Origin of the sequence: Methanosarcina sp. DH2, from assembly GCF_020804225.1 — an archaeon.
Taxonomy (GTDB): Archaea; Halobacteriota; Methanosarcinia; order Methanosarcinales; family Methanosarcinaceae; genus Methanosarcina.
Map to the genome: position 1 here is coordinate 613,258 of NZ_WJBI01000001.1, position 25,228 is coordinate 638,485.

Consider the following 25,228-nt stretch of genomic DNA (forward strand, 5'->3'; position numbering starts at 1 on the left):
ATTTTACAAGAATTGCATAAAGTTATTCACGAGGGTAAGTAAACTTCAAAGAGAGCACAAAAGCTTACCATATTTTTTTAATTATACTCAGTCCATCTTTTACTGATTCATAATCAAGGCCCATTAAAACAGGAATTGAAACTTCGGCACTGGCTCAGAATGCATTTTTCGCAGGAACTGCAAAGCTCATCTTTATAAAAAGGGAACTGAAAGCTTATTATTCAGGATCTTGAATATATTTTCTAAAAATGGATTTCAAAAGGTGTAGGGGTGTATGTCAATTCAACCATTTCAAATAAATGTTCCACAGGCTGTACTTCAGGATCTCAAGGAACGTCTTGCACGAACTCGCTGGCCGGATGAAGTCGAAGGCGCTGGCTGGGACTATGGCACAAACCTGGATTATATGAAGGAACTTGTCGACCATTGGCAGCACAGGTACAATTGGCGCGAACAGGAAGCAGAACTGAATAAATTTGCGCAGTTCAAAGCTGAAATAAATGGTAAGGAAATCCACTTCATCTACGAACATGGTAAGGGTCCTAACCCAATGCCAATTATCCTCTTCCATGGCTGGCCAGACTCGATCTGCCGCTATCTCAAGCTGATTCCAATGCTCACAGATCCAGCAAAATACGGAGGTGACCTCTATGATTCTTTTGATGTAATCTTACCTTCGCTAATTGGCGGCTATTCAGATGTATCGAAAGCACCGAGAAAGCAGCTGCTGAAGCAGATTGCTGAGTTGTGCTGGCGGTTGATGACTGAAGAGCTAGGTTATGAACATTTTGCTGCAGGGGGTGGGGACGGCGGAAGTCCGATTTCTCAACTGCTGGGTGTACATCATCCCGAGTCTATCATTGGCCTCCATCTTACCGATCTTGGCTTTTCCATTACGCAGGCCAACTTTTCTAATCTTTCCGAGGCGGAGAAGCAGTATCTTGAGACGCTGCAAACTGTGGGCTTTCAAGAGGGTGCTTACGCAATGCTGCAAGGGACAAAGCCGCAAACTCTCGCATACGCTTTGAACGATTCGCCTGTCGGTTATGCCGCCTGGATAATTGAGAAGTTCCGTTCCTGGAGCGACTGTGATGGTGATCTTGAAAAGATCTTCACGAAGGACGAACTATTGACCAACATCATGTTCTACTGGGTAAGCGGCCCTTCAGTTCGCGCAATCAGTTACCGCGAGGAGTGGATATCGCCTTCGCTCAAGCCGGATCAGCAGGTTTACGTGCCGATAGGACTCGCTCTTCCCCCTAAAGATATAGACCCGGTACCTCCACGTGAATTTGCTGAGCGCAACTTGAAGAACATTCAGCGCTGGACGGTGTTGGCTCACGGCGGCCACTTTGCAGCAATGGAATTTCCAGAGCTCATGGCAGAGGATATGCGAGCATTCTTCCGAACTTATCGTCAGCCATCCAAGTAACGGGTGACGATTGTTATCAGGAAATCACAGTAATGCATTAAGTAAAAGTCTAGGAGGAATATGTCAATTCAACCGTTTCACATAGATATTCCACAGGCTGTACTTCAGGATCTTAAGGAGCGGCTCGCAGGAACTCGCTGGCCGGATGAAGTCGAAGGCGCTGGCTGGGATTATGGTACAAACCTGGACTACCTTAAAGGTCTGGTAGATTACTGGCAAAATAAGTACGACTGGCGTGCTCAGGAGACAGATCTCAATCGGTTTAATCAATTCCGTGCTAAGGTTGATGGCACAGGCATCCATTTTATTTACGAGCGAGGGAAAGGTCCGGCACCGATCCCGATTATCCTCACTCATGGCTGGCCTGATTCGTTCTATCGGTTCCATAAGGTTATTCCTATGCTGACCGACCCTGCAAGTTATGGGGGCGATCCGAACAGTTCCTTTGATGTAATTGTACCTTCAATTCCAGGATATGGCTTTTCAGACCACAAGGCAATGACAGAAGATGCTGTTGCAGATTTGTGGGTAAAACTCATGACCGAAGTACTCGGATACGAAACATTTGCAGCCGCTGGCGGTGACTACGGCACACTTATTACCAGATCTCTGGCACTTAACTATCCTGACCTGTTAATTGCTATCCACCTGACTGATGTCGGATATCCGGACAGCAGTACCGATTTCTCTACCCTATCTCCGGCAGAACAGGAATTTGCGAGTTTCATTCAAAAATGGTGGATGGAAGAAGGAGCCTTCAATATGGTCCAATCTACAAAGCCGCAAAGTCTTGCTTACGGCCTGAACGACTCCCCGGTAGGTCTGGCGGCGTGGATATTAAGTTTCATGAACGCAAGGGCTTCTATAGATATCGAGGAGCGTTTCACCAGAGATGAACTGCTTACCAATATTATGATCTACTGGGTAACCGAGACCATCAATTCCTCTATTCGTGTATATTATGAAATGGCTCATGCGATGCCATCACCAGACCGGGGGAAACGCAGCAGTGTCCCTGCGGCTGTCGCACACATGCCACTGGATGCTCCACTGCCACGCGAATGGGCTGAACGCAATGTGAATCTGAAGCATTTTACGGAAATGCCCCTTGGTGGCCACTTTGCTGCTTGGGAAGTGCCTGAATTATACGCAAAGGATCTGCAGGAATTCTTCGGTGGGTTTCGTAAATAACCAGCAGCATCTGTATGGCAGCACCTGTATTATACTGAAATGATCACTCCAGATCGAGTCTGACTACTTTTATTAGTCCCGAGTATGCCCTGGTGCAGGATACGGGGACAGTAACTCTTTTTCTAATTTAATAATTCGCCTGCAAACAAAATATATAACCAGAACTCATCGCAAAGTAGAGTATTTTGTGATTTTGTGTTAAATCGGATTAAAGGGCTGTAAATTCCGAAGATTTCTATTTTTTCAGTGTGAAAAAAAATACCGACTGCAGTTGTGGACATATATATGCTTTCTGTCCAGGGTCTCAAACAATCAAAGATCAAGGAGCAATTGTGAGCTCTGGAGAAACATGAAAAACTGTCAGTTTGACGATCTGGCTAGAAAACTTATATAGAGTATATCAAAAGTTAATTATGGAGTTCAAATATACTTTCCAAACTCGCCTGAACTCCATACTCCTGAGGCAGGGTTATGCCAGTTTTGAGTGTACTTAAGGCTTGCTTGATCCTGCTTTCCGGGGAACTTTAATTTTTTAGTTCTTTCTGAGTTTTCTTGCTTGAATCAAGATGTGAGGTATTTTACTTGAAAATAAGGGCATTGATAGTTATTTTCCTGCTGGTGACGGCACTTATATCTGGATCCGGCTGTATTGGCAGCAGTAGTGAACCAATAAAAGAAGCCAAACTGGACGAAGTAACAGACAATCAGGGCAGTTCATCCAATACTACAGTAGAAACTGCTCTTGGGGAAAACTTCTCAGAAAAGACCAATACTACCCTTGAACTTGAAAAGCAAAACTCTTTTTCCGAATATTACAGTAAAAAAAGCCTGCAGTTCGAAGCAATTGTTTCCCCTTATTCTTTACCTCTACAGGCCTCCGAAATTGCAAATTATGACAATTTCACCCAGAAAATTTCTCTGACGAACAAAAGCAAGAATTTATTATTCAAAAATGGATTTGTTGTAATTGAAAATGGAAATACCGAAAACCTACGCACAACAGGGCAGATACTGGTAAATTATACTTACAGGGATCTGAAAGTAGCTGATGTTCCTATTTTTATCACATCAGATTCTCTTCTTCATCTTTACCATATCCAGTTTGACGAGACCTTAAAACGGGTAGAAGAAGAGGAGTTTTACGATGAACTCTGGAATCTTGACAAAGCTCTGCTTGAAGCCTCAATAGATGATTATAACATGTCAGTGAAGGACAATGATTCTGAAGAAATAACAGAAGCTGCAAGAAAAAATGTTGTCTACTTTGCCGTTGCTTTGAGTCTTCTCCAGCCGAAACCCGAACAAACAGAGCAGTCATGGGAAAATCCAGAAAAAGTTATACCCTTCGATCCTCGGGATATGAAACAATATAGTGTCGAAGTTCCTTCATTCGTAAAAGATGATGTAGAAGCCGAAATACGCTTGATAGAAGCTCACGAAGGCTTTGCAGCCTCTCCAATTTTCAGTTATGAGGAAGACTATTCTCAGTATGTGCCCAGAGGACACTACACTCACTCGGAAATCTTGAAGAATTACTTCAAGGCCATGATGTGGCACGGTAGAATAAGTATGCTCCTTCAGTCAGACGTGATCACTGCAGAAGAATCAACGGTAGAAGAATTAGCTGCAGAAGGTCTGGAAAAGGAAGCTAAAATTCAGACCATACAGGCTCTTTTGATTTCTGATCATTTTGATAAGGACAAAAACCTTCGGGATAGATGGGACCGGATCTACAACGTAACAGCTTTCTATGTCGGTTTTTCCGATGACCTTGGACTCTATGAATATGCAACAGCTCTGGATACCGTTTTTGGGAATAATAGAGAAGAAATAAGTTTCGATAACAATAATCTTACAGCGCTGAAAACAGAATTGGAAAGATATGAAGGCCCGAAACTCTACGGCGGAACAGGGGAAATAATTCCGGCAGACTCAGAAACTGAAAACAAGACACTTGAAGCCACAAAAGGATTCAGGTTTATGGGTCAGCGCTATGTACCGGATTCTTATATTCTCCAGAGACTCAATCCTCCTGCCCTGAATATCATGGATCTCCTTGGTTCTGAACGAGCTAAAGAATACCTGAAAAACTTGGGTATTTCTGAAAATGAAGAATACAAAAGCCGCTACCTCTCTCTGGAAAATGAGTTTGGAGCTTTTGATGAAGATGATTGGAACAAAAACCTCTACTGGTCTCAATTGTATGCTTTAAAGCCTCTCCTTGTAAGTTATCCAGAAGGTTATCCTACCTTTATGCAGACCGAAGCCTGGGAAGATAAGCAGCTTAACACAGCTCTTGCCTCATGGACTGAACTCAGGCATGATACTATCCTCTATGCAAAGCAGACCTACTTCATGGGTGCTCCCCGTATTCCGGAAGAAAAGCCTGTTCAGGGATATGTTGAGCCAGTACCTGAGTTCTATGCCAGAATGCTTGCCCTTACTAAAATGGCACATACCGGGCTAGCTGAAATGGAAGTGCTTGATGAAAAGTCGGATAAGGATTTCACAACTCTTGAAAATACACTTGAAAAACTGCTCTAAATCTCGATTAAAGAACTTGAAAACAAAGAGCTGACAGATGAAGAGTATGAGTTTATCAGAAATTTTGGCCAGAACATTTCTCCAATGCTTGAGAACGTGGATATAAAGTCCCAGAGCTCCATTCTGGTTGCAGATGTTTATACGTCTTCCGGCGAAGTTCTGGAAGAAGGGACCGGGAAACTGGACCTGATAATAGTAGCGTATAAACAGCCTGACGGAAGGATCGTGCTCGGAGCAGGGCCTGTAATGAGTTATTATGAATTCTGGCAGCCCTCGGGGGAAAGATTGACTGATGAAGAGTGGAGAGAAATGCTGGCAAATGATCCTCCTGAAAGGCCTGAATGGGTTGAGTCTTTTAGGGTGTAAAAAATGTGCTATCTTTGATAGCTTATCTTTTTCATCCATTTTTTCTTTTTAAGAATCCGTCATACTCCCTGCAAACTTACAGGGATTTAAAGAAGAAGCTTTAAAATTCTATGATTTTCTTGCCTCCTTTGTTACTGTATGGGGAGCACTTAAAGAGCCTGTAAGGAGCAGTTAAAGAACCTGGCCAGGAATAAGGTCTGGATAATTACTGCTTGTTAAACACATACTGTATTTTAAGACCCTTAAATTAAATTCTGCAACAGATATATAACTTCAGACACTTTTTATAATGTAACTATTATAAAAATAGCTATTATAGTAAAGGTTACTCTGTATTTGAAGAACAGGTGTAAAAAGTTAGTAGAAAACCTTTACAGGCAGAGGACCCTTATCAGATCGGGGTGATTTTATAAGAGCTGTTGTTTATAGGGGACCGAATAAGGTTGCTGTGGAAGAGGTAGAAAATCCAAAGATAGAGCATCCTGCAGATGCTATAGTCAGGATTACCTCAAGTGGTATTTGCGGAAGCGACCTTCATATGTATCAGGGAAGAACTATTGAAAAGCCGGGTAAAGTGCTGGGGCACGAGCCTCTTGGAGTCATAGAGGAAGTGGGAGATGCTGTGTCCTCCTTTAAGAAAGGAGACCGGGTGGTCGTCACTTTCAACATCTCCTGTGGGCATTGTATAAACTGTATCAGGGGGTTTACCAGCGCCTGCCTGACTGTTAATCCCGAAAATGCGGGTGGAGCTTTCGGATATGCCAAAATGGGCCCGTATAAAGGGGCACAGGCTGAGTTGCTGAGAGTGCCGTTTGCCGACCTCAATTGCACCAAACTTCCTGGCTCGCCTGGAGATAAATGGGAGGATGATTTTGTCATGCTGGCTGATGTCTTCCCCACAGGCTTTTTCGCCACACAGCTTGCCATGGTGCAGCCCGGATTGCCTGTAGCGGTTTTCGGGGCGGGACCCGTAGGTTTGCTCGCAGCTTATTCCGCGTTGCTGCAGGGGGCAGGCCAGGTATTTGTGGTCGATTATATACCTGAGAGGTTGAAGCTGGCGAAGAGTATAGGTGCTATACCTATCGATTTTACCCTGAGTGACCCGGTAGCCATGATTGAGGCGTTAAGATCTCAGCACTCAGCCGTGGATACTATCTTGCCAGGCGAGGAAAAGCTACAGGGAATAGTGTCCAGTGTAGAGAACCTTGCTAAGAGTATAGGTGCCGACATTGATATTGCCAAGAGTGACCCGGTAACCATGATACAGATGTTAAGGGCCGGAAACCCTTCAATTGTGCAGTCGTTGTTACCAGGTGAGGAGAAAATGAAAGGAGTCATGTGCGGCATAGATGCAGTCGGCTATCAGGCTAGGGACAGGAGTGACCCTTCAAGAGAGAACCCAACCCAGGTGATAAGCGACCTGGTGAGGTTAGTCAATCCCACAGGCCACCTTGGAATTATCGGGGTTTATACGGCGGATGACCCTGGAGCTTACAATGAACGTGCCAAGAAAGGAGAGTACATTCTGCCTTTTGGACAGCTCTGGGAAAAAGGCTTAACCGTTGGGACAGGCCAGACTCCGGTGAAGAAGACCATTGTTATGCTCAGAGACATGATAATTGCAGGAGTGGCAAAGCCCAGCTTTATAGTAAGCCACAAGATTTCCATAGAAGAAGCGCCTGATGCTTACAGAGAATTTGCTCAACGCACGGAAGGCTTTACAAAGGTGACAATTCAATTTGAAAAATGAGTTTTTAAATTTATTTTTCAATTTTTCTTTTGGATTGCTTGAAACCTGAAGCGGTTATGCGATTATTATTTTACTTTTTTATTGAATAAGCGTAAATTCTATTATTATATGATTTCTGAGGCTTGAATTGGGGTTTGGGTGTAGTGGATGGTGTTCTTTTAAGGAAAACCATTATTACTTCACGTCCTAAAAATAGAATAGCCTTCAATTAAATAATGAGTTTAAGATGAATTATAAGGAATTTACTGCTATGACTTTTACAAAACCTACCCAGAACGCTACTCCTCATCTTCCTGAGGATTACGATGCTCGGATCTCTGATGTTCTCCCTTACTATTCGTCCTTTCATCAGGAAACTATAAGCCTTGTCAAATCGCTTCCCTCAAGCCCGAATGTATGGATGGATACCGGATGCGGAACGGGCTCCCTGATCAACAAAGCTATCAGGGAGTTTCCCTCTACAAAATTCCTTTTACTTGACCCTTCGGAAGGAATGCTGGAGCAGGCAAAGCAAAAACTATCCTCCTGCCCTGCCGGAAGGCTGGAATTTCTGAAAGCTTCCCCTACCCAGGAATTCTCTCATAAATTTGAGGAAAAACCAGACGTCATTACTGCTATACAGTGCCATCACTATCTTAACCGCGAAAACAGGACAAAAGCCACCAGAGTATGTTATGATCTGCTTAAGGACGATGGAATCTACATTACTTTCGAGAATATCAGGCCACTAACGGAAGAGGGTGTCACCATAGGAAAACGATACTGGGGCAATTTTCAGTTAGCCCGCGGGAGGAACGAGGAAGAGATAGAGAAACATCTTGAACGCTTCGATACGGAGTATTTCCCCCTAACTGTCGAAGAACATTTGAAACTGCTGAGAGAAACAGGGTTCAAGACCGTGGAGTTGTTCTGGTACTCTTACATGCAGGCTGGTTTTTACTGCATTAAATAATACTATCCATTTGCTATGCGGAACTTCATTTATTTGTTAACGGGACAAATCCACTGGTGAAAACATTAAGAATCTATTTTGTAACTTCAAGCGGCTCACTACAAAACAAAACAAAACAAAACAAAACAAAACAAAACAAAACAAAACAAAACAAAACAAAACAAAACAAAACAAAACAAAACAAAACAAAACAAAACAACTACCGGTCAAAGAAAAAAACTTATCTAAAAATAAAGATCAGGATTATGAAATATACACCCGAAATTTGCCGGACTCCCTGAAGCTTTGCAGCCTCGGGAACCCTGAAAAAGTAAAATTTAAAAAAGGAAGTAATTATTTTTTCGTACTTCTTGGCCTGCTTTCGCTTCTGGGCCTACTTCCACCACTTCCGCTGCTTCCGCTGCTTCCACCGCTTCTGCTTCCACCGCTTCTGCTGCTTCCGTTATTTGGACTGCCGGAGCTTCTTCCCCTGGATTTCTGGGCAAGTTCCACGAAGGGTTTACTTCCTCTTCTCTTGTTTTTGAAGATTTCGAGCAGGGCTTCAGCCTGGGCAAAGGGTATGGATATGAAGGAGAAGTGCGGGAAAATCTCTGCGTCCCTTATTATCAGTTCGCTGTCCCCGAGTTCTTCCTGGATGAAATATGCCAGTTTCTCCGGGCTCATACCGTCGACTTTTCCCATGGCTATGAATAGCCTGGTTTTGCCTTTTTTGTCAACATAGGAGCTGCCGCCGGAAATCTCCGTGTACATGCTCTCGTCGAACTTTTCCTTGAAAGCGTATTTCAAAAGAGCAGCCAGAATTTTCTCTGCAGGGTACTCCTCAAGAAGTTTTTCGCTCATCTCAAGGCAGTCGCCATATTCTTCTGTCTTTATAGTATCTTCAAGTTCGGCTTTTACTCTCGTCCTTTTGGCTTTTATTACATCTTTTATTTCGGGGAGGCGTCCCTTTTTCATTTCGGACTTTGAAGTCTTTTTTATGTAGGTAAGCCGCCTGAACTCCGTGGATGTAACAAAAGTGATAGCAGTTCCCTGTTTGCCTGCCCTTCCTGTCCTTCCGATTCTGTGCACATAGGACTCAGGGTCCTGGGGCAGGGAATAGTTGATGACATGGGTCAGGTCCATGATATCGATGCCTCTTGCTGCAACATCGGTTGCTGCGAGAATATTTATTTTCTGCTTCCTGAACTTATTCAGGATTTTCTCCCGCTCCTGCTGGGAGAGGTCTCCATGCAGGGCATCGGCTAAATAACCTCTATCGCTGAGTTTCTGGGCAAGCTGGCTGGTGTCGGTTTTTGTCCGGCAGAAAACGAGCCCGTAGAATTCGTCTTCGATATCGATGATTCTGCTGAGAGCTTCAAACTTATCGCTTTCCTGAACTTCAAAATAGATCTGTTCGGTCAGGGTTGCAGTAAGCTCTTCTTTCTCAATTGTAATATGCTCGTAGTTCTGCATGTACTTCTTGACGATTCCAAGGATTGCCTTTGGCATTGTGGCTGAAAAGAAAAGCATCCTTTTATTCGGCCCTGTTGCCTTTAAGATTTCCTTTATGTCGTCAATAAAGCCCATGTTCAACATTTCGTCGGCTTCATCAAGTACGAAATACGAAATATGTTCGAGATTGAGGCTCTTTCTTTCTATGTGGTCAATGACCCTTCCCGGAGTCCCTACAACAATGTCCACACCGGTTTTCAGCACGCGAAGCTGCTGTGTCATGGACTGCCCGCCGTATATAGGGACGATGAATAGCTTTTTATCTCCTTTTATGGAGTTAAGCTCTTCTGAAACCTGGATTGCGAGTTCCCTTGTAGGGGTCAGGATTATTGCCTGAACGTGTCCTGATTTCTCAGGAATTTTTTCTATAATGGGGGCTCCAAAGGCTGTCGTTTTTCCTGTGCCTGTTTGAGCCTGCCCTATAATATCAGATTCTCCTTTCAAAAAAAGCGGGATGACCTTTTCCTGAATCGGGGTTGGTTCTTCAAACCCTTTCTTTTTGAGGGCTTTCAATGTACTGTCCGAGAGCCCAAGCGCCTTAAATTTTGCTAATTTTTCCATATACTCACTCTATAATTTACAATTATTTTTTCTACAGGTCTTGCAGATTGCAGACCTGCTGTTTGCATACTGTCTGCAGCATGCCCGGCAGTTTCCTTTACGGAAAAGTCCACTTATCAACACAGGTACATGATACCGCTAAAAACAGGTAAACATGCCGTATAAATGGTTGATCTCCCCGGGACTGCGAAAAGTTGCCTAAAACCAGGGAAATTCAGAATTAATATTCATAAACTTATACAGCAAAAAAATGGCTTTCTTGGATAAGTTCCGGACACTTTTGAATTCTTCCCCGTGATACAGGCAAATGAGTAATTAGACAGTGGTCTTTTACTCCAGTGGATACACACTACACCCCTTTCCTGTATATAATTCTTTGCTACCTTTCGGGCAGTAATCTCTCAGAAGAAGCTTTGAAATCAGGGGAAATTCGCGATTGAAAGTTTCCAGGTCCAGAATAAAAAACCTGTTGTCTTTTAAATATACTAATTCTTACAGGTCACGGCTGACTCAGTACCAGCCCTTAAGATGAAGCTCGTCTGTCAGCATTTCCTTTAAAAGGTTCAACCTGTCTATGGAATTTCTGATCTGCTCAGGTTTGTCCAGCAGCTCTTCGCATCCTGTTTCTTCCTGGATGGTTGTGACCCTCAGGAGTTCTGCAAAATTTACGCACTCATCCAGAAAGCTGTTAAACAGCCTGCGAGCCTGTACAAAATAATCCGAAGTCCTGAAATCGGGCTGGAGAGTTTTTTCATACTCTGCTCTCTGTTTCATCTCTGCAGCCAGTACCCGGGCTTCAACATAGTCCCCGGTGTTCAAAAAACTTCCCAGATTCTGCAGAATTGTGCCCGTGTGCTGGATAAAATATGCAATCTCAAAAGCCCACTGCTTGTCATAGTTCGTTTCGGAGCCGGAGTTAAAAGAAGAGGTATCCATCTACAAGGGTCATCTCCTGCTATTTATTATACTATTCACTTTCTCTGTTGTTTATTTTCTCTGTTACTTACTCTTCTCTATTATTTCATATTCTTTATTGTTCATTTTCTCTATTACTTACACTTCTCTATTATTCACATTCTCTATTATTCACATTCTCTATTATTCCATATCCTCTACTATTTCACTTTCTCTTTTACCTGTTTCTAATCTTTCCGGAATAATAGGTGTGAAAGGAAATAATAAAAGGTTAACTAATTCTTTCTGCTACGATTATTTTTTTCCATAATTACTCTTTATCGGAGAAGCTTCTGGATGCCTTACGGAGCATCTCCCTCCTCATTTCCTCTCTTTTTTCCTCTAAGGACTTCTTCCCTAGCCCTTTCATAGCACCTTTCAATCAGATCCGGACTGCCTTCCATATCCACAATCTCAAACCCGAAACTTTCTGCAAATTCTCTTACTTTAGTTTCGAACTCTTTTTCGTAATGAAGCCCTGTATCCACTTTAGCGACATTTTTGTAGCCTGAATAGTCAAAAACCATTTTTGTCATTTCAATATTTTCCGGATCAGGTGTGATCCTTGATGCGACCAGCATCTCTTTCCAGTAAGCTGCTCCCACGGGCGTTAGAAAATAGGTGCCAGTTCCCTCTGACTTCAGTTTCGAAAGAAAAGCTCCCCTGCCCCCAAGCACGGCTCCCACACAATCATCTACAATTTCTCCTCCCCTATCGGTCAGGATAAAGACCGGAAAGCCTGAAGCTTCAAAATCTTTTTCAATGCTTCCGAGCACATTTCCACAAAGGCCGTATAAGAGCAGTACTGCGTCAGAGTACTTTTTCATATCTTCAATGGTTTCATAGACTGCTTCTCGCAATCTGTCCGGAAAACCATCAAGTGCAAACTCCAGCAGGTTAACGACAAGGGTTAAACCGCTGCTTTCCTCCCTTTTTTCTCCTTTTCTCTCTTCATTTCTCTCTTTTCTTTCTAATACTCTACGGATTTCTTCAATTGGAAGAACAATATAGGAATTCCCGTTTTCTTCCAGTTTCCTGATAAGTCCTGCATTGTTTTCGTTCTTAAGAACTATAACCCTGTCAAGTCCGGATTCTTTTTCGATGAGGTGTACGACTTCGTCTTCAAAAATCCTGCACCCGATAATGGTCATTATAGGCATAGCAAATTCCCCTTTTTTCAAAAGTGATAAATGACGCAAGTAAAGCCTGATATGCACATATATAATGCAGTTTATATATTAGTTATTTTCGTGATATGGTCACTTCCATGTCCTGAATCCTCTTCTTCTTTGTTTCTCTTTCCGGTTTACTCATCATTCGACGTGTCTCCAGGCTCTCTCAATGTGCTGTACGGATATACTTTAATACTGGCACACGGATTTTTTTCTTAGAATAGGGGGTCGGAATAAAATGGAAATACAATACGCTGTCAGAGAAGGCAAACCTTCGGACCTGCACAAAGTTGCAGCCCTTTACAGAACTGTTGCATCCCGTTCGGGCGGAATCGCAAGGGAAGCCGATGAGGTTACGGAAGCATATGTCAGGAACTTCATTGAAAAAAGCCTTGAATCAGGTATTATTCTGACAATTGAGGATCCCGAAAATCCCGAAGTTCTCATTGGTGAGGTCCATACTTATAATCCCGGCATAAAGGTTTTTGCACATATCTTCAGCGACCTGACAATTGCAGTGCATCCTGACTATCAGGGAAAAGGGATAGGTAAAATTCTCTTCAGAACCCTTTTGAGGGAAACGGAATCAAAGCACCCTGAGATCATGAGGGTCGAACTTATCGCAAGGGAAAGCAATAAGAGAGCTATCGAATTCTATAAAAAACTCGGTTTTAATATTGAAGGCAGGCTTGAAAACAGGATTTGTGACAAAACCGGAAGACTGGAAGCTGATATCCCGATGGGCTGGACCCGCCCTGCGTGCAGGCTCTGGGTTTGAAAAAGCTCGGAGACACGTTTTAATCTTCCTGACTTTTTATTCACAGGCTTTACCTGATATTTAAATCATACACCACTTGGTGTTTCTTTACATCAATTATTTTTGATACCCGCCCACGTGTTTTTAAAGTCTTATTTTCAATATTTACTAAGCAGAAGTTAAGCATTGCTTAAAAACTATCGAGCTAAGGAGACTGGATAATGGAAGACAAAAAGGACACTCTGGCAGAGGACGAAAATTCTGAAAAGAATACCCCTACAAATACTCCTGACGATGACGAAGACCTTCTATACACGCATAAGTCCGAATCCCGTAGCGGTGAAATGCGCTGGAATACTACTCTATGCAGAAAGCCCGGGCGCTGAGCCCTGATTGGTAACTGAGACATGTTACGTGTTTTGAATATATTTATTCCGTTTTCACTAACCCGGAGGAATTTAAGTGCCATTTTTAAATGAAATGTTACCTGAAACCGCTGAAGCTTTCGGACAGATGAGAAATTCTATTTTCAAGGACAGTTTCCTTGATATCAAAACAAAAGAACTAATCGCTGTTGCCTCTTCAGTCCTTATGCGCTGCCAGTTCTGTGTTGATGTACATTCCCAGAGAGCAGTTGCTGCAGGAGCTGCAAAGGAAGAAATTGCCGAAGCAATCGCAGTTGCCACCTTCGTTGCTGCCGGATCGCAGCTCGGCTGGACTAATATATATGGTGAAAATATATACGACAAGATTTTTGAAAAAGATAAAGATGAAGAGGACTGCTCCTGTTGCTGTGAGGAGTAAAAGCCAAGTGCGGAGCAGCCCGAGCTTCGCTTCCCGAGTTTCGCTTCCCGAGTTTCGCTTCGGGAGCACGAGGTCTGTTTCACTCGCTTCGCTCGCTCAAGCAGACTAATTTATAAAATCACAGATTTTATTTTCCAAAATGCGCTTACCCGAATTGCGCCTCGCCCGAATTGTGCCTCGGGAGTACGCGTCCTTTTCGCTCCACTCCGTTTCGCTCAAGAGGACTAAGAACCTATCCGAAAAGTAAAATAATCGCAATACAAGCTAATGTGCTGTAAAAACAAAACGAAAAATTGGACACAACTACGAGAATATGATAAGAAAAAATAGGATTATGCTTCTGTGCTCATTTCCGCATAACAATGTTTAGAGCAGTAGGGCTTTTCGGATAGACTCTAAATTAAGAACAATTCAATTACAAATGTTTCTGATCCGCCCGGCCTTATTCGCTATATCGGGTCGTTCTTATCACGCTCGACGAAGAAGAGCAGTCTTTCCCGTAAAAAAGAAGAGAAAAAATGAGCTGCAAAACAGAAGAGAAAAATTAAAAAATAAAAGCTGCGAACAAACTGCTGGTAAGAATAAAAACACTTGCTTTCGTGCTCTTTTTGCTTCTTTAAAGAATCATCAGGTAAACTGGTGGAAAGCATGGAGTAGCTGCGAATTAAAAAAGGGCTTTTAGGATAGGGTTTTTTTATTCGGACTTTTTATTTTGCATCTGAGATATAGTCTTCAAAATACCTGCAAATTCAGGGTTCAGTCTGTAAAACCGCCATTTTGAGCTGTTATAGGCTTCGATGATTCCGCAGTTTTTTAAGATAGACAGGTGATGGGAAACAAGGTTTTGCCTCTCGTTTAATTTGAATATCAGCTCGCAGACACAGTGTTCTCTCTGTGAGAGAAAATAAGCAATTTTTAATCTTATCGGATGCCCGAGAGCACTGAATATTTCGCTGGCTTTTTTAATATCGTTGTCCAGAAAATCTATTTCCTGGAGCATTTTCTCTTCCCATTCCTTTTTTTTCTCGGGGTCCGCAGGGCAGCAATAGCTCATAAATAAAAGAAGTTAAGCTTCTAAATAAGGATTTTCATATCAATTTTGTTTGATATCAAACATATTATTATTTATATTTTGATTTTTTCTCTAACTGTGAGTCCTTTATTGATCTCATATCAAGATTTCTTGATGTCTACCTTGCAGTTCTTTATTATCACAAATCCTGAATTCAATTGGTAGAACCAGGAAAACTTTCTTGGATGAATGGTGCCAGAATACCCTGATAATTACATAATTTTTAAGTCACAACATTATTTACAACGTCATTGAATTGATATTAACCTTTTAGATTATTTTGCATATGTGTGGTGTATGTGCAACTCGGACAAGATATTTATAACACTGTTAACATTAACTTTATTAACATTTTAATCTTAAATATTTCATTTACTGTTTCTTACTTAAAAACCTGAAGGCTTTTGGAGAATTACAATGAAGCTATTAGATAATATACAGACTAAAAAACGTCTTTCTTTTTGGTTTCCGCTCTTTTTGAAAAAATCGCTTTTCTTTCTGGTGATTTTTTGTTTTCTTCTTTTCAGCTCAGGTTGCGCGGATGTTGATGATTCCGGCAGTGAAACAGGGTTGATTGAGGTTACGAATCTGAGCCAGATTGATGAAGCCCTTACAAAAGGCCCTGTTGTGCTGAAACTTGGGTCTAAAAGCTGCATTCCCTGTCAAAAGCAGGAACAGGTACTTTCGGAGCTTCTTCCTCTGTATAAGGAGTCTGCTTCAATCATGATTATTGATGTCAAAGAGCACCCTGAATTTGCAGCACGGTTCGGAGTAAGAGTCATTCCGGATACCTGTATTATTACAGGCATTGAGGACGGTAAGTACATGTACATACGGCAGGACGGAAGCAAAAGTTCGGAGAGAGCGAGTGCAAGGTTCCTGGGTGTTGCTGATAAAGAAACCCTTTCAGAGACTCTTGAGAAAGCTATCGAATCCAGAAATATAGAGGAGTAAACCTATGTTTTCCGACTTTCTACCGGTTGCTGCTTTCTTTGCAGGGGTTGTCAGCGTCCTCTCCCCCTGCATCCTTCCCGTAATTCCGGCAGTTTTTGCTTATTCAACTGAAAAAGGAAAGTTCAGGCCCTTTGCAATTGTATTGGGGCTGTCTCTTTCCTTTACCAGCATGGGAATCATCACCTCCCTTTTCGGAGCAACACTCACGGCTTATCTCGATCTACTTTATATCTTTGCCGAAGCTCTTCTGATCACAATGGGTATTTCACTGCTCTTTGACCTCAATATTTTCAATGTTTTTGGAAATTTTTCTTCACTTGCAAATTCCAAAAAGGAGGGGCTTTTCGGGGGCTTTTTGCTTGGTCTTTCTCTAGGGATTGTCTGGCTTCCGTGTGTGGGTTCAGTACTTGGGTCTATCCTGACAATGGTCGCAGTTTCAGGTAAAGTTACGTATGGAGCGCTGATGCTCTTTATCTATTCCATTGGCTTTTCTATTCCAATGCTTTTTGTTGCTTATTCTGCAAACTTTTCTTCCACAAGGCTTCAGAGATTCTCAAAACACAGTTTTCCCTTAAAAAAAGCTGCAGGCCTTATAATTCTGGCAGTCGGCTTTTTTATGGTCTATCAGAATCACTTCAGTAGTTTCTGAGACCTTTACTTCGAAAACGTGAAACTTCATCCTGAACACTAAGTAACACAGAGGAAAAAGTAGCACAGAAGAGAAGTTCAACCTGTGCTATTTGCAATATGCATCAAGAGCTTCCTACCAAGTCTTCCAAAGCAAGAGAAGTAACTAACAGAAGTTTCAGGGACCCTGCCACAGTGTGGGTTTGAGGGGGAACCAGTTCAAGGTCTTCCAGCAGGTCAGAGATGAGATAAAGACCGGGTCTACCGGATTTTTGGGAGATGATGTTAGGTTTCCGGGTTTGCCTGAACTATTCCTGGCTCTTTTTTGACAGCTTTCATAGTATCAGCAGATTTGCAAGATATCCCGTAGCTATGGCTATGGTGAAGACTGTCGCCACGAAGGCTGCCAGCAGCCCTTTTTTGAAGATGGCTGAAAGAAGGGCCAACTCGGGTATGCTGGCTCCTGCGCCGCCAATTATCAATGCCAGGACGGCTCCCACGCTCATTCCCTTTTCAATGAGTGCAAGTCCAATGGGAATCATGGTCTCTGCCCGGATATAGATGGGAATGCCGACAATTGCAGCCACAGGAATTGCCAGAGGATTGTTCGGTCCGGCAAGGCGGGTGATAATATCCGTGGGTACAAATCCGTGAATAAATGCGCCGATACCTGCTCCAAGAAGGAGATAAGGCACTAGCTGACGGAACAGGCTAAATGCGAATTTTACAGCCCTCTGTACTCTTGATTTCGCGTCTGTTGCCTGTTTACAATCACAACTGTTTCGTACAACGGCCACCGACTTAACCTGACTTGAGAAGCCAAGCCCGTCAAGCAAGAGGCCAATAACAATTGTAGCCACGAAGGTAATGGCAAAATAGAGAGCAGCTATCTTCCAGCCCAGTAAAATGATAAACAGGGATATTATCACCGGGTTTAACAAGGGCGATGAGAACAGAAATGCCATTGCTGCAGCAAAAGGCACACCAGCCTTGAGCATTCCCAGGAGAAGCGGTATGGTTGAACAGGAACAGAAGGGGGTGAGAGCACCAAATCCTGCCCCAAATATGCTGCCTATTACTTTGTGCCTCCCTCCCATAGCTTTTTTTATGGTTTCTTCCGGCACATACTCCTGGATCAGCCCCACCAGAAAGGTTATCCCTATAAATAAAACAATAAGCTCTACGGCGATTTCAACGAAGAAATTGGCCGCTACAATTAAATTATTCCAGAACATCTTGATCTTCCTGCAAAATTTATTTTTCCTTGAAATCACCCAAAGCTTCAGCTATTGGAAACCAAATTATTCTGATTTTCTCCGGAACCCGACACCTCTAAAAATTAAACCGTTTTCAAAGGGCTCAATTCTGCCCTCGAATTCTCCGAATTTTACTTCTAAAAAGGGAACTTTACCAGAGTTTTACTCCTCAGTAAGCAACCTTGCCTGGTTAAGCATCTCAATAACTGCTCCATCCGACAGGCGAAAGTAAGACCATTTTCCCTCTTTTCGTTCTTTGATCAGGCCTACATTTCTCAATACAGACAGATGGTGGGAAACAGTGGATTGAGAATTGGAAAGGGCAACCGTTATTTCACAGGCGCAGAGTTCTCCTTCTTTCAATAATTTTACAATCTTGAGTCGATTTATATCCGCAAGGGCTTTAAAGATCCTGGATTCCGAATGTAATGCCTCTTCATCAAGCCCATTTACCAGAGAACTGAGTCTCTGCGTCCTTACCTCTAACTGATCCCGATCAAAAATAAAACGCTTCAATCTTTCTATTTCCACTTCACTCTTTCTTTTATCCACACCTGATCTCCTGTTTACATCTTATTTCCTTTCGGTTCCTATTGATTCATCTGCAGCAGCTGCCTTTATCTTCTAAAGGAAGCAACTTCTCCTTGCTATGTTCTTTCGACCAGCATCCTGCACATAGTTTTATGGCTCCCAGGTCCCTATGATTAGCCCGGAATAACGAGTCTTCTTTTCCGCAGATTGAGCATTTAATGTTCATCTCTGATACCTCATAACCATATTCTTATCAGGATGTGGCAATATTTCATATCCATTTATATCGATATGTCTACACTTTCTTCTCCTGCCAGTATATTTTATATTCTTTCAGCACTGCAACTTTAAATTTTTCCATTTCTTCTTCTGAAATCTCATTTATTTTTGCAAGGTTTCGCATAAGTTCTTCGCTGTTTATATCCTCTGGAGCCTTGCCAGCAGCACGATATTTTTCAAGCTCCTCGTCCATCCCGGCAATATCCATATCTTTGCCATCAACCATTATTTTTTTGACGCTTACTATAGAAGGGCCGCAACAACAGCAACTTTTATCGCTTCCAACAAGCTTTCCAAGCAAGTTTTTCCCTAATTTTCCCATTTACGTACACCTCAATTTAAAACAAATCATAGTATGCTTATATTTAAGTACATCGATATGAAATATAAAGATGCCGGATTCAAAAAGTAGTTTTACAAGAATTATGCCTCTATCCAAGGAATGAATGAATAAAATTCAGGACCATGCCGCTAACAAGTATTTGAGGAAAAATGCGCTTGCGGTTTCATTTCCATTGTTTGCTATTTCCATTGTTTGCCATTTCCATTGTTTGCCATTTCCATTGTTTGTCATTTCCATTGTTTGTCATTTTCAGTCTATCTTCCCTCTACATGAAATGGGTCCATAAAATTATTCAGTTTCCTCTTACTGAAATAGATACATAAAATATTCAGTTATCTGCTGAATATTTTAAGTGATCTGCTGAATGTTTTAAGTGATCTCCTATTTTTTTAATTGAATGTTCAGCCATATCTTCCAAACATATTTTATAGCGAAATTTTTATATAGCTTATTTCAAATACCTTTGAAATAACTCTGGATATCGTACGCTCGAGAGCAAAATTAGTCACATTCAAGTATCTCTCCAGTTTCATATCAATCGAGCTTCAGCGGTTGCGATTTTTAAAAACAAAGGGTGAAAGCAATAAAGTTATAAAAATTTAATAATATAGGAAAAAGGATATTTAGTCCGAAATCTATAAGTATTTATGTGCAAATGAGTGAAATTAACTATTCTCTTCTCTTGGAGAAAAAATCAGCGAGCTTAAACACCAACTAAATTATCCGTGTAAAGCCCTGGTCGTATGGAGAAAAGTATTATAATTAAGACTCAGGGGTATGAAATGTCAAAACCAAAAAATGTCTGGGAAGAATTCTTTGCAAATAGGAGAAGCGGAGGTCACAGGTCTTCAGCTGAGCAATTCCTTTTCAAAGAAGCTAAAGAAAAACTCTTTCATCTGGATGGGGGCAAAACACTTCTTGACTTTGGTTGCGGTGCCGGAGAGCTCCTGGTTTATTATGCACCGGAATATGAAAAACTTGTAGGAGTCGATTTCTCCGCATCAATGCTTGATGAAGCAAGTAAAAAAATCCGGGAAAGAAATCATGGAAATATAGATTTAATCCTTGCTGACGATAAAACTGTCTGGGAGAAGCTTGATTCCTCCTTTGACCGGATAACTGCAGCTGGGGTGATTCAGTACCTCACAGATGAAGAAATTGACAAATTTATTGCCAATGCGTCAAGGCATCTAAATAAAGGGGGTAAAATAGTCTTTTTTGACGTACTTGATCCTCGCTTATATCCATTATGGAAAATAGGGCTATTCTCACGAGATGCCGGATGCTGGAAAATCTTTCGCAAAATAGGTTTTGAAGTTCTCACCATTATATCAGCAATCTTGAAAAATCGCCCAAAAGATATTCTAGGATATACTCACAAGCCCTGTACAATAGAAAGTATTGCAAATAAACATGGTTTTGATATGGAGTACGTACAGTCCATGTATTACGAATACAAGTACCATGCAATAATATCATGAGTACAGCGGTGTATCAATTAGCACAGTTCTTTCGGTCGTTTGAGGCATTTCTTCCCAGCTATTATCCAGTTATTCTGCATTGGAGGAATTGACGTTTCCCCTGGCACAGTTAATCCGGAAAGCCCTGAAAATATTAATCAGGGTTTCATCACCCTGTTTTCGCAGGATTACTCTAAAACCAGCAGTATTCCGAATAATATTTTCATTGCAAAACTTCAGGGGAGCAAGATTTATGATCGGCTATATTCAACAATTTATGGGACACTGAGGCCGCAGATTCTTTTTAATAGCAGTATTTCAAAAGGGCTAAAATATAAAACTACACGAAGCCCCTGTTTATCTCCTTGCAGTTTACTTCCGGTTGCAGATACTATCGTTGGTTCTGTCAGTTCTGGAATACACAGGCACTCCGGAAATTTAATGGAGATTTCAGATGCTCACAGGTTCTGCGAAACCGCTTCTCTTCCACTTATTCACTATCGTGGGCAGCCAAGACAGGCCGGATCCCTCTACATCTGCGGGCTTACGCCAATGGTTAAATGTACCTACCAGATCTCAATGGATGTAAATACGGATGATAACCATAGTTTTGTTGAACTTAACAGCCCGGGTTCAAAACTGATAATTCAGGAAATAAACAAGAAGGTTATTTTAAAAAGTTATTTTGAAAACTCTTCTGGAGATCTCGGTTTTGACTCCATACACATCGGGAATGCCGCAGAGAAATTGGATTTTGAAATTACATTTGATGGATGCAACAAGACAAATACCATCTCTACGAAAGATGGTAAATATATATTGACTCCTTTTTATAATTCTGAGAGGCAGAGACTGCCATATGTTGATTTTTCAAACGGGTATATCAAGTTCACAGCTTTTATCACTGGAAAAGGAACGTACATTGATGTCAATGTAAACAATATCAGCCAGAGAGCAGACCGAAAATTCATAACCGCAATTGGAGATGGCAGGTTAGTTCCTTTCGGACTTGATGGTCCTCATGTTCGAAATACAACCGAGCAGGGTATACGTTATCTTAACAGCAAAAATAACAGAGGAACAATCTGGTTTGATATCGAGCTTCTTGAACAGTGCAGTGAGCCCGATCTTGAATACCTGCGCAGTCTGGTTTTCAATGATTCCTGGGATGCAGGGGTGCACTATTCTGAAGAATTGAATAACCTTCCTCCTGAGCAGGCTTATAAAGTAATGGATGAGGGATATCTGTATGTTCATGAGAAAATCGGGCGAAAACCAACAAGCTGGTGCTCCATGAGAAACAGGGACAATGTTGCGCATGCCATTTACGCGTATGAGAACCTGGGGATGTTCTGGAGAAACGGGGACTCGGGAATTCATGCGGAAAAAGATGTTGGGAACCTGGATGACGATACCTGGGCATGGTGGGAACCGGCATCCAGGGCAGGCATGGTGTATCCGGCTTTCACCCATGAACTTGATCTGGAGCCAGCCATAAAATACTCAATTAGCAGTTCAAAATTCCGAAGCTGGGTGGACAATTACAATTCTAACAACGCATCCATAGTCTCTTTTTATGATTACGGCCAAATAAATCGCAATACCTGTGAGGCTATTTTTGACATCCTGCAATATACTGAGAACTCTACTATGTTTAAGGCGCATACAAACAGCTCTTATGCCCTGGTAAATGTAAATATAAGATCTGGAGAGTATACTCGGGTCTGCGATAGCACATCAGATAAATTTCTCCATTATACAATAGAGCAGGACAAATCGATTACATTCCGGGTCGAAAACGACCATACCTATTATATATTTGAACAATTTCCTGTTTGAACACTTTGCATAAACATAATAACTTGTGCACAACTGACCCATAAAGAATTATGTCATATTCCTGCATCCTTTTTCATATCTGGAAGTTTAAGTAGCTTATTTCAAATTGATTTGAAATAGAAAGCTTTATATATGTTATTTCAAATTTATTTGAAATAATAATAGAAGTTATGCATCAAAGAGCAAAATCCGGGCAATTTCCAAACAATCGGAGAAGAGTAATGTTTAGTAACACTTTTATATTTTGGTCTTTGAAAGGGGGAAGTTTATTTCGATTTTTTGTTTCGGAGAGAGATAAGATACCTCTTAGCTTAAATAAAGTCAAAAAAAAGCTCTTTAAAGCTCTTTTTCATTTCTTCAATATTTTAATCCTTATAAAAATAATACTTTTCTTCGTCCCTAACTCCTTAGCTGTATGTTATCTTGGAGCCAATTCTTGCTGGTATGGTTTTGGAACATCTGCACTTTCTGGATCAATTACCCAGCTACCCGTTTTCTTATTACATCCCATTACCTGTACTTTACTTAAGCCAGGCATAACATATACTCTTATTGAAGTTTTTATAACTGCTGTACTGGTGGTAGGAATTATCGCATTGCTTTTTGAAAATAAATATTTTAGTCAAAAACCAGCAATAGAAAGGAATGCCTTGAATTTTAGACAAATGAGAGATAATCGGAGCCCACTTTACTATTAAACGGGAACATAAGGATAAGAAAAATTTTGTGTATATACAGAACGGTATGCTTCCTGAAGTCCTTAGGACATCCGGAGGTTCACGGTTCTGCTGGATAGACATGTATGGTAGAAACATGTATGGGCCTATTTTTTGGGAGGAAAGATCTGAAGAACCGGAAAACGAGGCGGATATCGTTATGAAAACTGAAATGGAATTGAAATTTCGAGCCTGAAAAAGCTAATTTACGGATTTATCAACACATCTCAATATCATGAAGTCGTTTCTCGTTTCCTGGCGGAAAATCATGTACATTCCCAGATGGTCGGAGAAAAATGGTGTTTAGCAATACATTTATCTTTGGATTGTTGACCGGGGTAAGTTTACTTTTATCCTTCGTTTTAGATAGAGAAAAGACATTTCTTGGTCTGAAGAAGGGCGGAAGAATGCTCTTCAATATTCTTCATCCGTTCCTCAATATTTTAATTCTTATAAGCATAATGCTTTTCTTCATCCCTGAACCTTTAATTGTGCGTTATCTTGGAGCTAATTCTGGGTGGTATGGTTTTGGGATAGCTGCATTTATCGGGTCAATTACTCTGATACCAGGTTTTATCTCATATCCCCTGGCTGCTACTTTACTTCAGCAGGGTGCAACTTATGCTGTCGTTGCAGTTTTTATGACTACAATGATGATGGTAGGAGTTGTCACATTGCCTCTTGAAATAAAATATTTTGGCAAGAAAGCCGCAATACTGAGGAACTTTTTGAATCTAATTGCGGCAATAATAATAGGCATTTTTATGGGCTGGTTAATGTGAAGAAATACCTGAAAAACTATATATGGGTTATACTGTTTGTTATCTTTTCTATAGGTTCATATTTCATAGGATTTAAGCCAGGTCTTGTTATATACTCCAATTTTAATGAATTCTTTTTAGAAATGATTTCATTTATTCCCTTCCTGTTCATAATAATCGGACTCTTTGATGTTTGGGTTCCAAAAGAAGCGCTTGAGAAGCATATAGGTAAAGAATCCGGAGTTAAAGGCATTTTTTTAGTTATCTTGCTGGCAATGCTTCAGGCAGGGCCGCTTTATGGGGCATTCCCGGTTGCGTATATTTTATGCAAAAAAGGTGCATCTGTAAGAAACATTTTCATTTATTTAGGAGCTTTTTCATCCATGAAGTTACCTATGCTTGGGATAGAGATAGGTTATCTGGGGATAAAATTTACGGTTTTAAGGACACTAATAGCACTGCCGCTGTTTATACTCGTAGGATACATGATGGAGAAAATCGTTGGAAGTAACTTTAAAGTTGAAGAAGTCAAAACATGAAAACTCAAAGACCAAACTATACGGTCTAAAATATTGGTTATATTATTTCTCTCTGAGTTCCAGGACTTCGGATTAAAAAGGAAAAGAATATGCAGTAAGCACATATTATGAAACAATAATAGTATTCCCAAGATCGAAGTGCAAAGAGCAACATGAGAAATTACTTGATTTTGAACAGGGTAGGAACAGGGTAAGGTGTTAAAAAATGCTGTTACTCAGCTTCTACAAACCCAAAGTATGCCGTAATGTAGAAATTATAAAAACTGGAAAGTGGTTTGCAAAGCAACCAGTCCTCAAATCCTATCCAATTAAAAAGATTATCTTCCAAAGTAAACGAAGTTGATATTAATATACAAAATCCTATCCAATTAAAAAGATTATCTTCCAAAGTAAGCGAAGTTGATATTGATATACAATTTCAGACACTATTGAATTCGATACTGATGCTACCCGCTTTTTTTGCAAGAGACCTTGCCATAAAACCACTTTCCAGCTTGCAGAGGTTAAGTACAGCACAGGGCACCAGGCAGTTTGAGGAACACTGGGCTTTCTGTGCTCTATCAATCACATAATTATTCTTGATATCCAGAGTTTCCATCATGGGAATTTCCATATGCGAAAGCTTTTTTATTTTTTCACATGGGGTTTCGATATCTACAATAATCTTGTCGCCTTTCATGCTCCCCTTAATTTTATGGGTAAAACCGCAGATCGTAGAATTTACTGTAATTTCGGTCAATCTGTCACCTTTATCTATTATTCGCTTACGATTTCTTCTTTTATCGTGGATTTCGAGATTCTTTAAGAGCTGACCTCAAAACTCAAAATCGCACCTCTGAATTTCAAATTCCGAATAATCAATCAAGCTTCTGATCGT

At 41.2% G+C, this 25,228-nt stretch carries 23 protein-coding genes and 1 pseudogene; 15 read left to right on the plus strand and 9 right to left on the minus strand.

Annotated elements, in window-relative coordinates; translation table 11 throughout:
* The first annotated feature begins 274 nt into the window (after window positions 1–274).
* From FXV91_RS02645 to FXV91_RS02665, 5 genes and pseudogenes are all read left to right on the plus strand, one after another.
* The gene (locus FXV91_RS02645; protein WP_229388053.1) at window positions 275–1,432 is read left to right on the plus strand and encodes an epoxide hydrolase family protein; all 1,158 of its coding nucleotides are present in this window, start codon (window positions 275–277) and stop codon (window positions 1,430–1,432) included.
* Between the two features lie 60 nt (window positions 1,433–1,492).
* Window positions 1,493–2,623, plus strand: a complete 1,131-nt coding sequence (locus FXV91_RS02650; RefSeq protein WP_229388055.1) for an epoxide hydrolase family protein — start codon at window positions 1,493–1,495, stop codon at window positions 2,621–2,623.
* 684 nt (window positions 2,624–3,307) lie between these two features.
* Window positions 3,308–5,533 (plus strand): annotated as a pseudogene (locus FXV91_RS02655) (DUF3160 domain-containing protein).
* A gap of 448 nt (window positions 5,534–5,981) precedes the next feature.
* Window positions 5,982–7,283, plus strand: a complete 1,302-nt coding sequence (locus FXV91_RS02660; protein ID WP_345945460.1) for a glutathione-independent formaldehyde dehydrogenase — start codon at window positions 5,982–5,984, stop codon at window positions 7,281–7,283.
* 250 nt (window positions 7,284–7,533) lie between these two features.
* Window positions 7,534–8,235 carry a class I SAM-dependent methyltransferase gene (locus tag FXV91_RS02665; protein ID WP_229388057.1) on the plus strand — a complete coding sequence of 234 codons (702 nt, stop codon included), beginning with the start codon at window positions 7,534–7,536 and terminating at the stop codon, window positions 8,233–8,235.
* A gap of 333 nt (window positions 8,236–8,568) precedes the next feature.
* Here the strand turns inward: FXV91_RS02665 and FXV91_RS02670 are convergent, their stop codons facing one another.
* The 3 genes from FXV91_RS02670 to FXV91_RS02680 all read right to left on the minus strand — a co-directional run bounded on the left by FXV91_RS02670 (window position 8,569) and on the right by FXV91_RS02680 (window position 12,401).
* A complete protein-coding gene (locus tag FXV91_RS02670) occupies window positions 8,569–10,287 on the minus strand; it encodes a DEAD/DEAH box helicase (RefSeq protein ID WP_229388059.1) in 1,719 nt (572 codons plus the stop codon).
* A 510-nt stretch (window positions 10,288–10,797) separates the two neighbouring features.
* Complete coding sequence (locus FXV91_RS02675; RefSeq protein ID WP_229388061.1) at window positions 10,798–11,223, minus strand: hypothetical protein; 426 nt, start codon at window positions 11,221–11,223, stop codon at window positions 10,798–10,800.
* Window positions 11,224–11,543: 320 nt separating this feature from the next.
* Window positions 11,544–12,401 carry a DUF1638 domain-containing protein gene (locus FXV91_RS02680; RefSeq protein ID WP_229388063.1) on the minus strand — a complete coding sequence of 286 codons (858 nt, stop codon included), beginning with the start codon at window positions 12,399–12,401 and terminating at the stop codon, window positions 11,544–11,546.
* Between the two features lie 250 nt (window positions 12,402–12,651).
* Between FXV91_RS02680 and FXV91_RS02685 the strand changes: the two genes are divergently transcribed.
* The 3 genes from FXV91_RS02685 to FXV91_RS02695 all read left to right on the plus strand — a co-directional run bounded on the left by FXV91_RS02685 (window position 12,652) and on the right by FXV91_RS02695 (window position 13,974).
* Entirely contained in the window at window positions 12,652–13,191 is a 540-nt protein-coding gene (locus tag FXV91_RS02685; RefSeq protein ID WP_229388065.1) for an N-acetyltransferase, read from the plus strand.
* Between the two features lie 200 nt (window positions 13,192–13,391).
* Window positions 13,392–13,556, plus strand: a complete 165-nt coding sequence (locus tag FXV91_RS02690; protein WP_229388067.1) for a hypothetical protein — start codon at window positions 13,392–13,394, stop codon at window positions 13,554–13,556.
* Window positions 13,557–13,632: 76 nt separating this feature from the next.
* Window positions 13,633–13,974 carry a carboxymuconolactone decarboxylase family protein gene (locus tag FXV91_RS02695; protein WP_229388069.1) on the plus strand — a complete coding sequence of 114 codons (342 nt, stop codon included), beginning with the start codon at window positions 13,633–13,635 and terminating at the stop codon, window positions 13,972–13,974.
* A gap of 694 nt (window positions 13,975–14,668) precedes the next feature.
* Here the strand turns inward: FXV91_RS02695 and FXV91_RS02700 are convergent.
* The gene (locus FXV91_RS02700; RefSeq protein WP_229388071.1) at window positions 14,669–15,028 is read right to left on the minus strand and encodes a metalloregulator ArsR/SmtB family transcription factor; all 360 of its coding nucleotides are present in this window, start codon (window positions 15,026–15,028) and stop codon (window positions 14,669–14,671) included.
* Window positions 15,029–15,523: 495 nt separating this feature from the next.
* Between FXV91_RS02700 and FXV91_RS02705 the strand changes: the two genes are divergently transcribed.
* Both FXV91_RS02705 and FXV91_RS02710 read left to right on the plus strand, forming a co-directional pair.
* Complete coding sequence (locus FXV91_RS02705; protein WP_229388073.1) at window positions 15,524–16,000, plus strand: thioredoxin family protein; 477 nt, start codon at window positions 15,524–15,526, stop codon at window positions 15,998–16,000.
* Between the two features lie 4 nt (window positions 16,001–16,004).
* Window positions 16,005–16,649 carry a cytochrome c biogenesis CcdA family protein gene (locus tag FXV91_RS02710; protein WP_229388075.1) on the plus strand — a complete coding sequence of 215 codons (645 nt, stop codon included), beginning with the start codon at window positions 16,005–16,007 and terminating at the stop codon, window positions 16,647–16,649.
* A gap of 313 nt (window positions 16,650–16,962) precedes the next feature.
* Here the strand turns inward: FXV91_RS02710 and FXV91_RS02715 are convergent, their stop codons facing one another.
* The 4 genes from FXV91_RS02715 to FXV91_RS02730 all read right to left on the minus strand — a co-directional run bounded on the left by FXV91_RS02715 (window position 16,963) and on the right by FXV91_RS02730 (window position 19,015).
* Window positions 16,963–17,901, minus strand: coding sequence for a permease (locus FXV91_RS02715; RefSeq protein ID WP_229388077.1), 939 nt, complete (start codon window positions 17,899–17,901; stop codon window positions 16,963–16,965).
* 144 nt (window positions 17,902–18,045) lie between these two features.
* Window positions 18,046–18,435 carry a metalloregulator ArsR/SmtB family transcription factor gene (locus FXV91_RS02720; protein ID WP_229388079.1) on the minus strand — a complete coding sequence of 130 codons (390 nt, stop codon included), beginning with the start codon at window positions 18,433–18,435 and terminating at the stop codon, window positions 18,046–18,048.
* A 46-nt stretch (window positions 18,436–18,481) separates the two neighbouring features.
* Window positions 18,482–18,640 (minus strand): hypothetical protein, encoded by a 159-nt coding sequence (locus tag FXV91_RS02725; protein ID WP_229388081.1) that lies wholly within the window; start codon window positions 18,638–18,640, stop codon window positions 18,482–18,484.
* 69 nt (window positions 18,641–18,709) lie between these two features.
* Window positions 18,710–19,015, minus strand: a complete 306-nt coding sequence (locus tag FXV91_RS02730; protein WP_229388083.1) for a hypothetical protein — start codon at window positions 19,013–19,015, stop codon at window positions 18,710–18,712.
* A gap of 803 nt (window positions 19,016–19,818) precedes the next feature.
* On the opposite strand from FXV91_RS02730, the gene FXV91_RS02735 reads away from it, so the two are divergent.
* The 5 genes from FXV91_RS02735 to FXV91_RS02755 all read left to right on the plus strand — a co-directional run bounded on the left by FXV91_RS02735 (window position 19,819) and on the right by FXV91_RS02755 (window position 24,351).
* Window positions 19,819–20,517 (plus strand): methyltransferase domain-containing protein, encoded by a 699-nt coding sequence (locus tag FXV91_RS02735; protein ID WP_229388084.1) that lies wholly within the window; start codon window positions 19,819–19,821, stop codon window positions 20,515–20,517.
* A gap of 39 nt (window positions 20,518–20,556) precedes the next feature.
* On the plus strand, window positions 20,557–22,335 hold the full coding sequence (locus FXV91_RS02740; RefSeq protein WP_229388086.1) for a hypothetical protein: 1,779 nt from the start codon (window positions 20,557–20,559) through the stop codon (window positions 22,333–22,335).
* Between the two features lie 221 nt (window positions 22,336–22,556).
* Entirely contained in the window at window positions 22,557–23,033 is a 477-nt protein-coding gene (locus FXV91_RS02745) for a permease (protein ID WP_229388088.1), read from the plus strand.
* Window positions 23,034–23,380: 347 nt separating this feature from the next.
* Window positions 23,381–23,833: a permease gene (locus tag FXV91_RS02750; RefSeq protein WP_229388090.1), complete on the plus strand. Its 453-nt coding sequence runs from the start codon at window positions 23,381–23,383 to the stop codon at window positions 23,831–23,833.
* A complete protein-coding gene (locus tag FXV91_RS02755) occupies window positions 23,830–24,351 on the plus strand; it encodes a permease (protein ID WP_229388092.1) in 522 nt (173 codons plus the stop codon). Before FXV91_RS02750 ends, FXV91_RS02755 begins: the two co-directional genes overlap by 4 nt.
* 418 nt (window positions 24,352–24,769) lie before the next feature.
* Here FXV91_RS02755 and FXV91_RS02760 read toward each other — a convergent pair whose 3' ends face one another.
* Window positions 24,770–25,090: a hypothetical protein gene (locus FXV91_RS02760; protein ID WP_229388094.1), complete on the minus strand. Its 321-nt coding sequence runs from the start codon at window positions 25,088–25,090 to the stop codon at window positions 24,770–24,772.
* Between the last annotated feature and the right edge of the window lie 138 nt (window positions 25,091–25,228).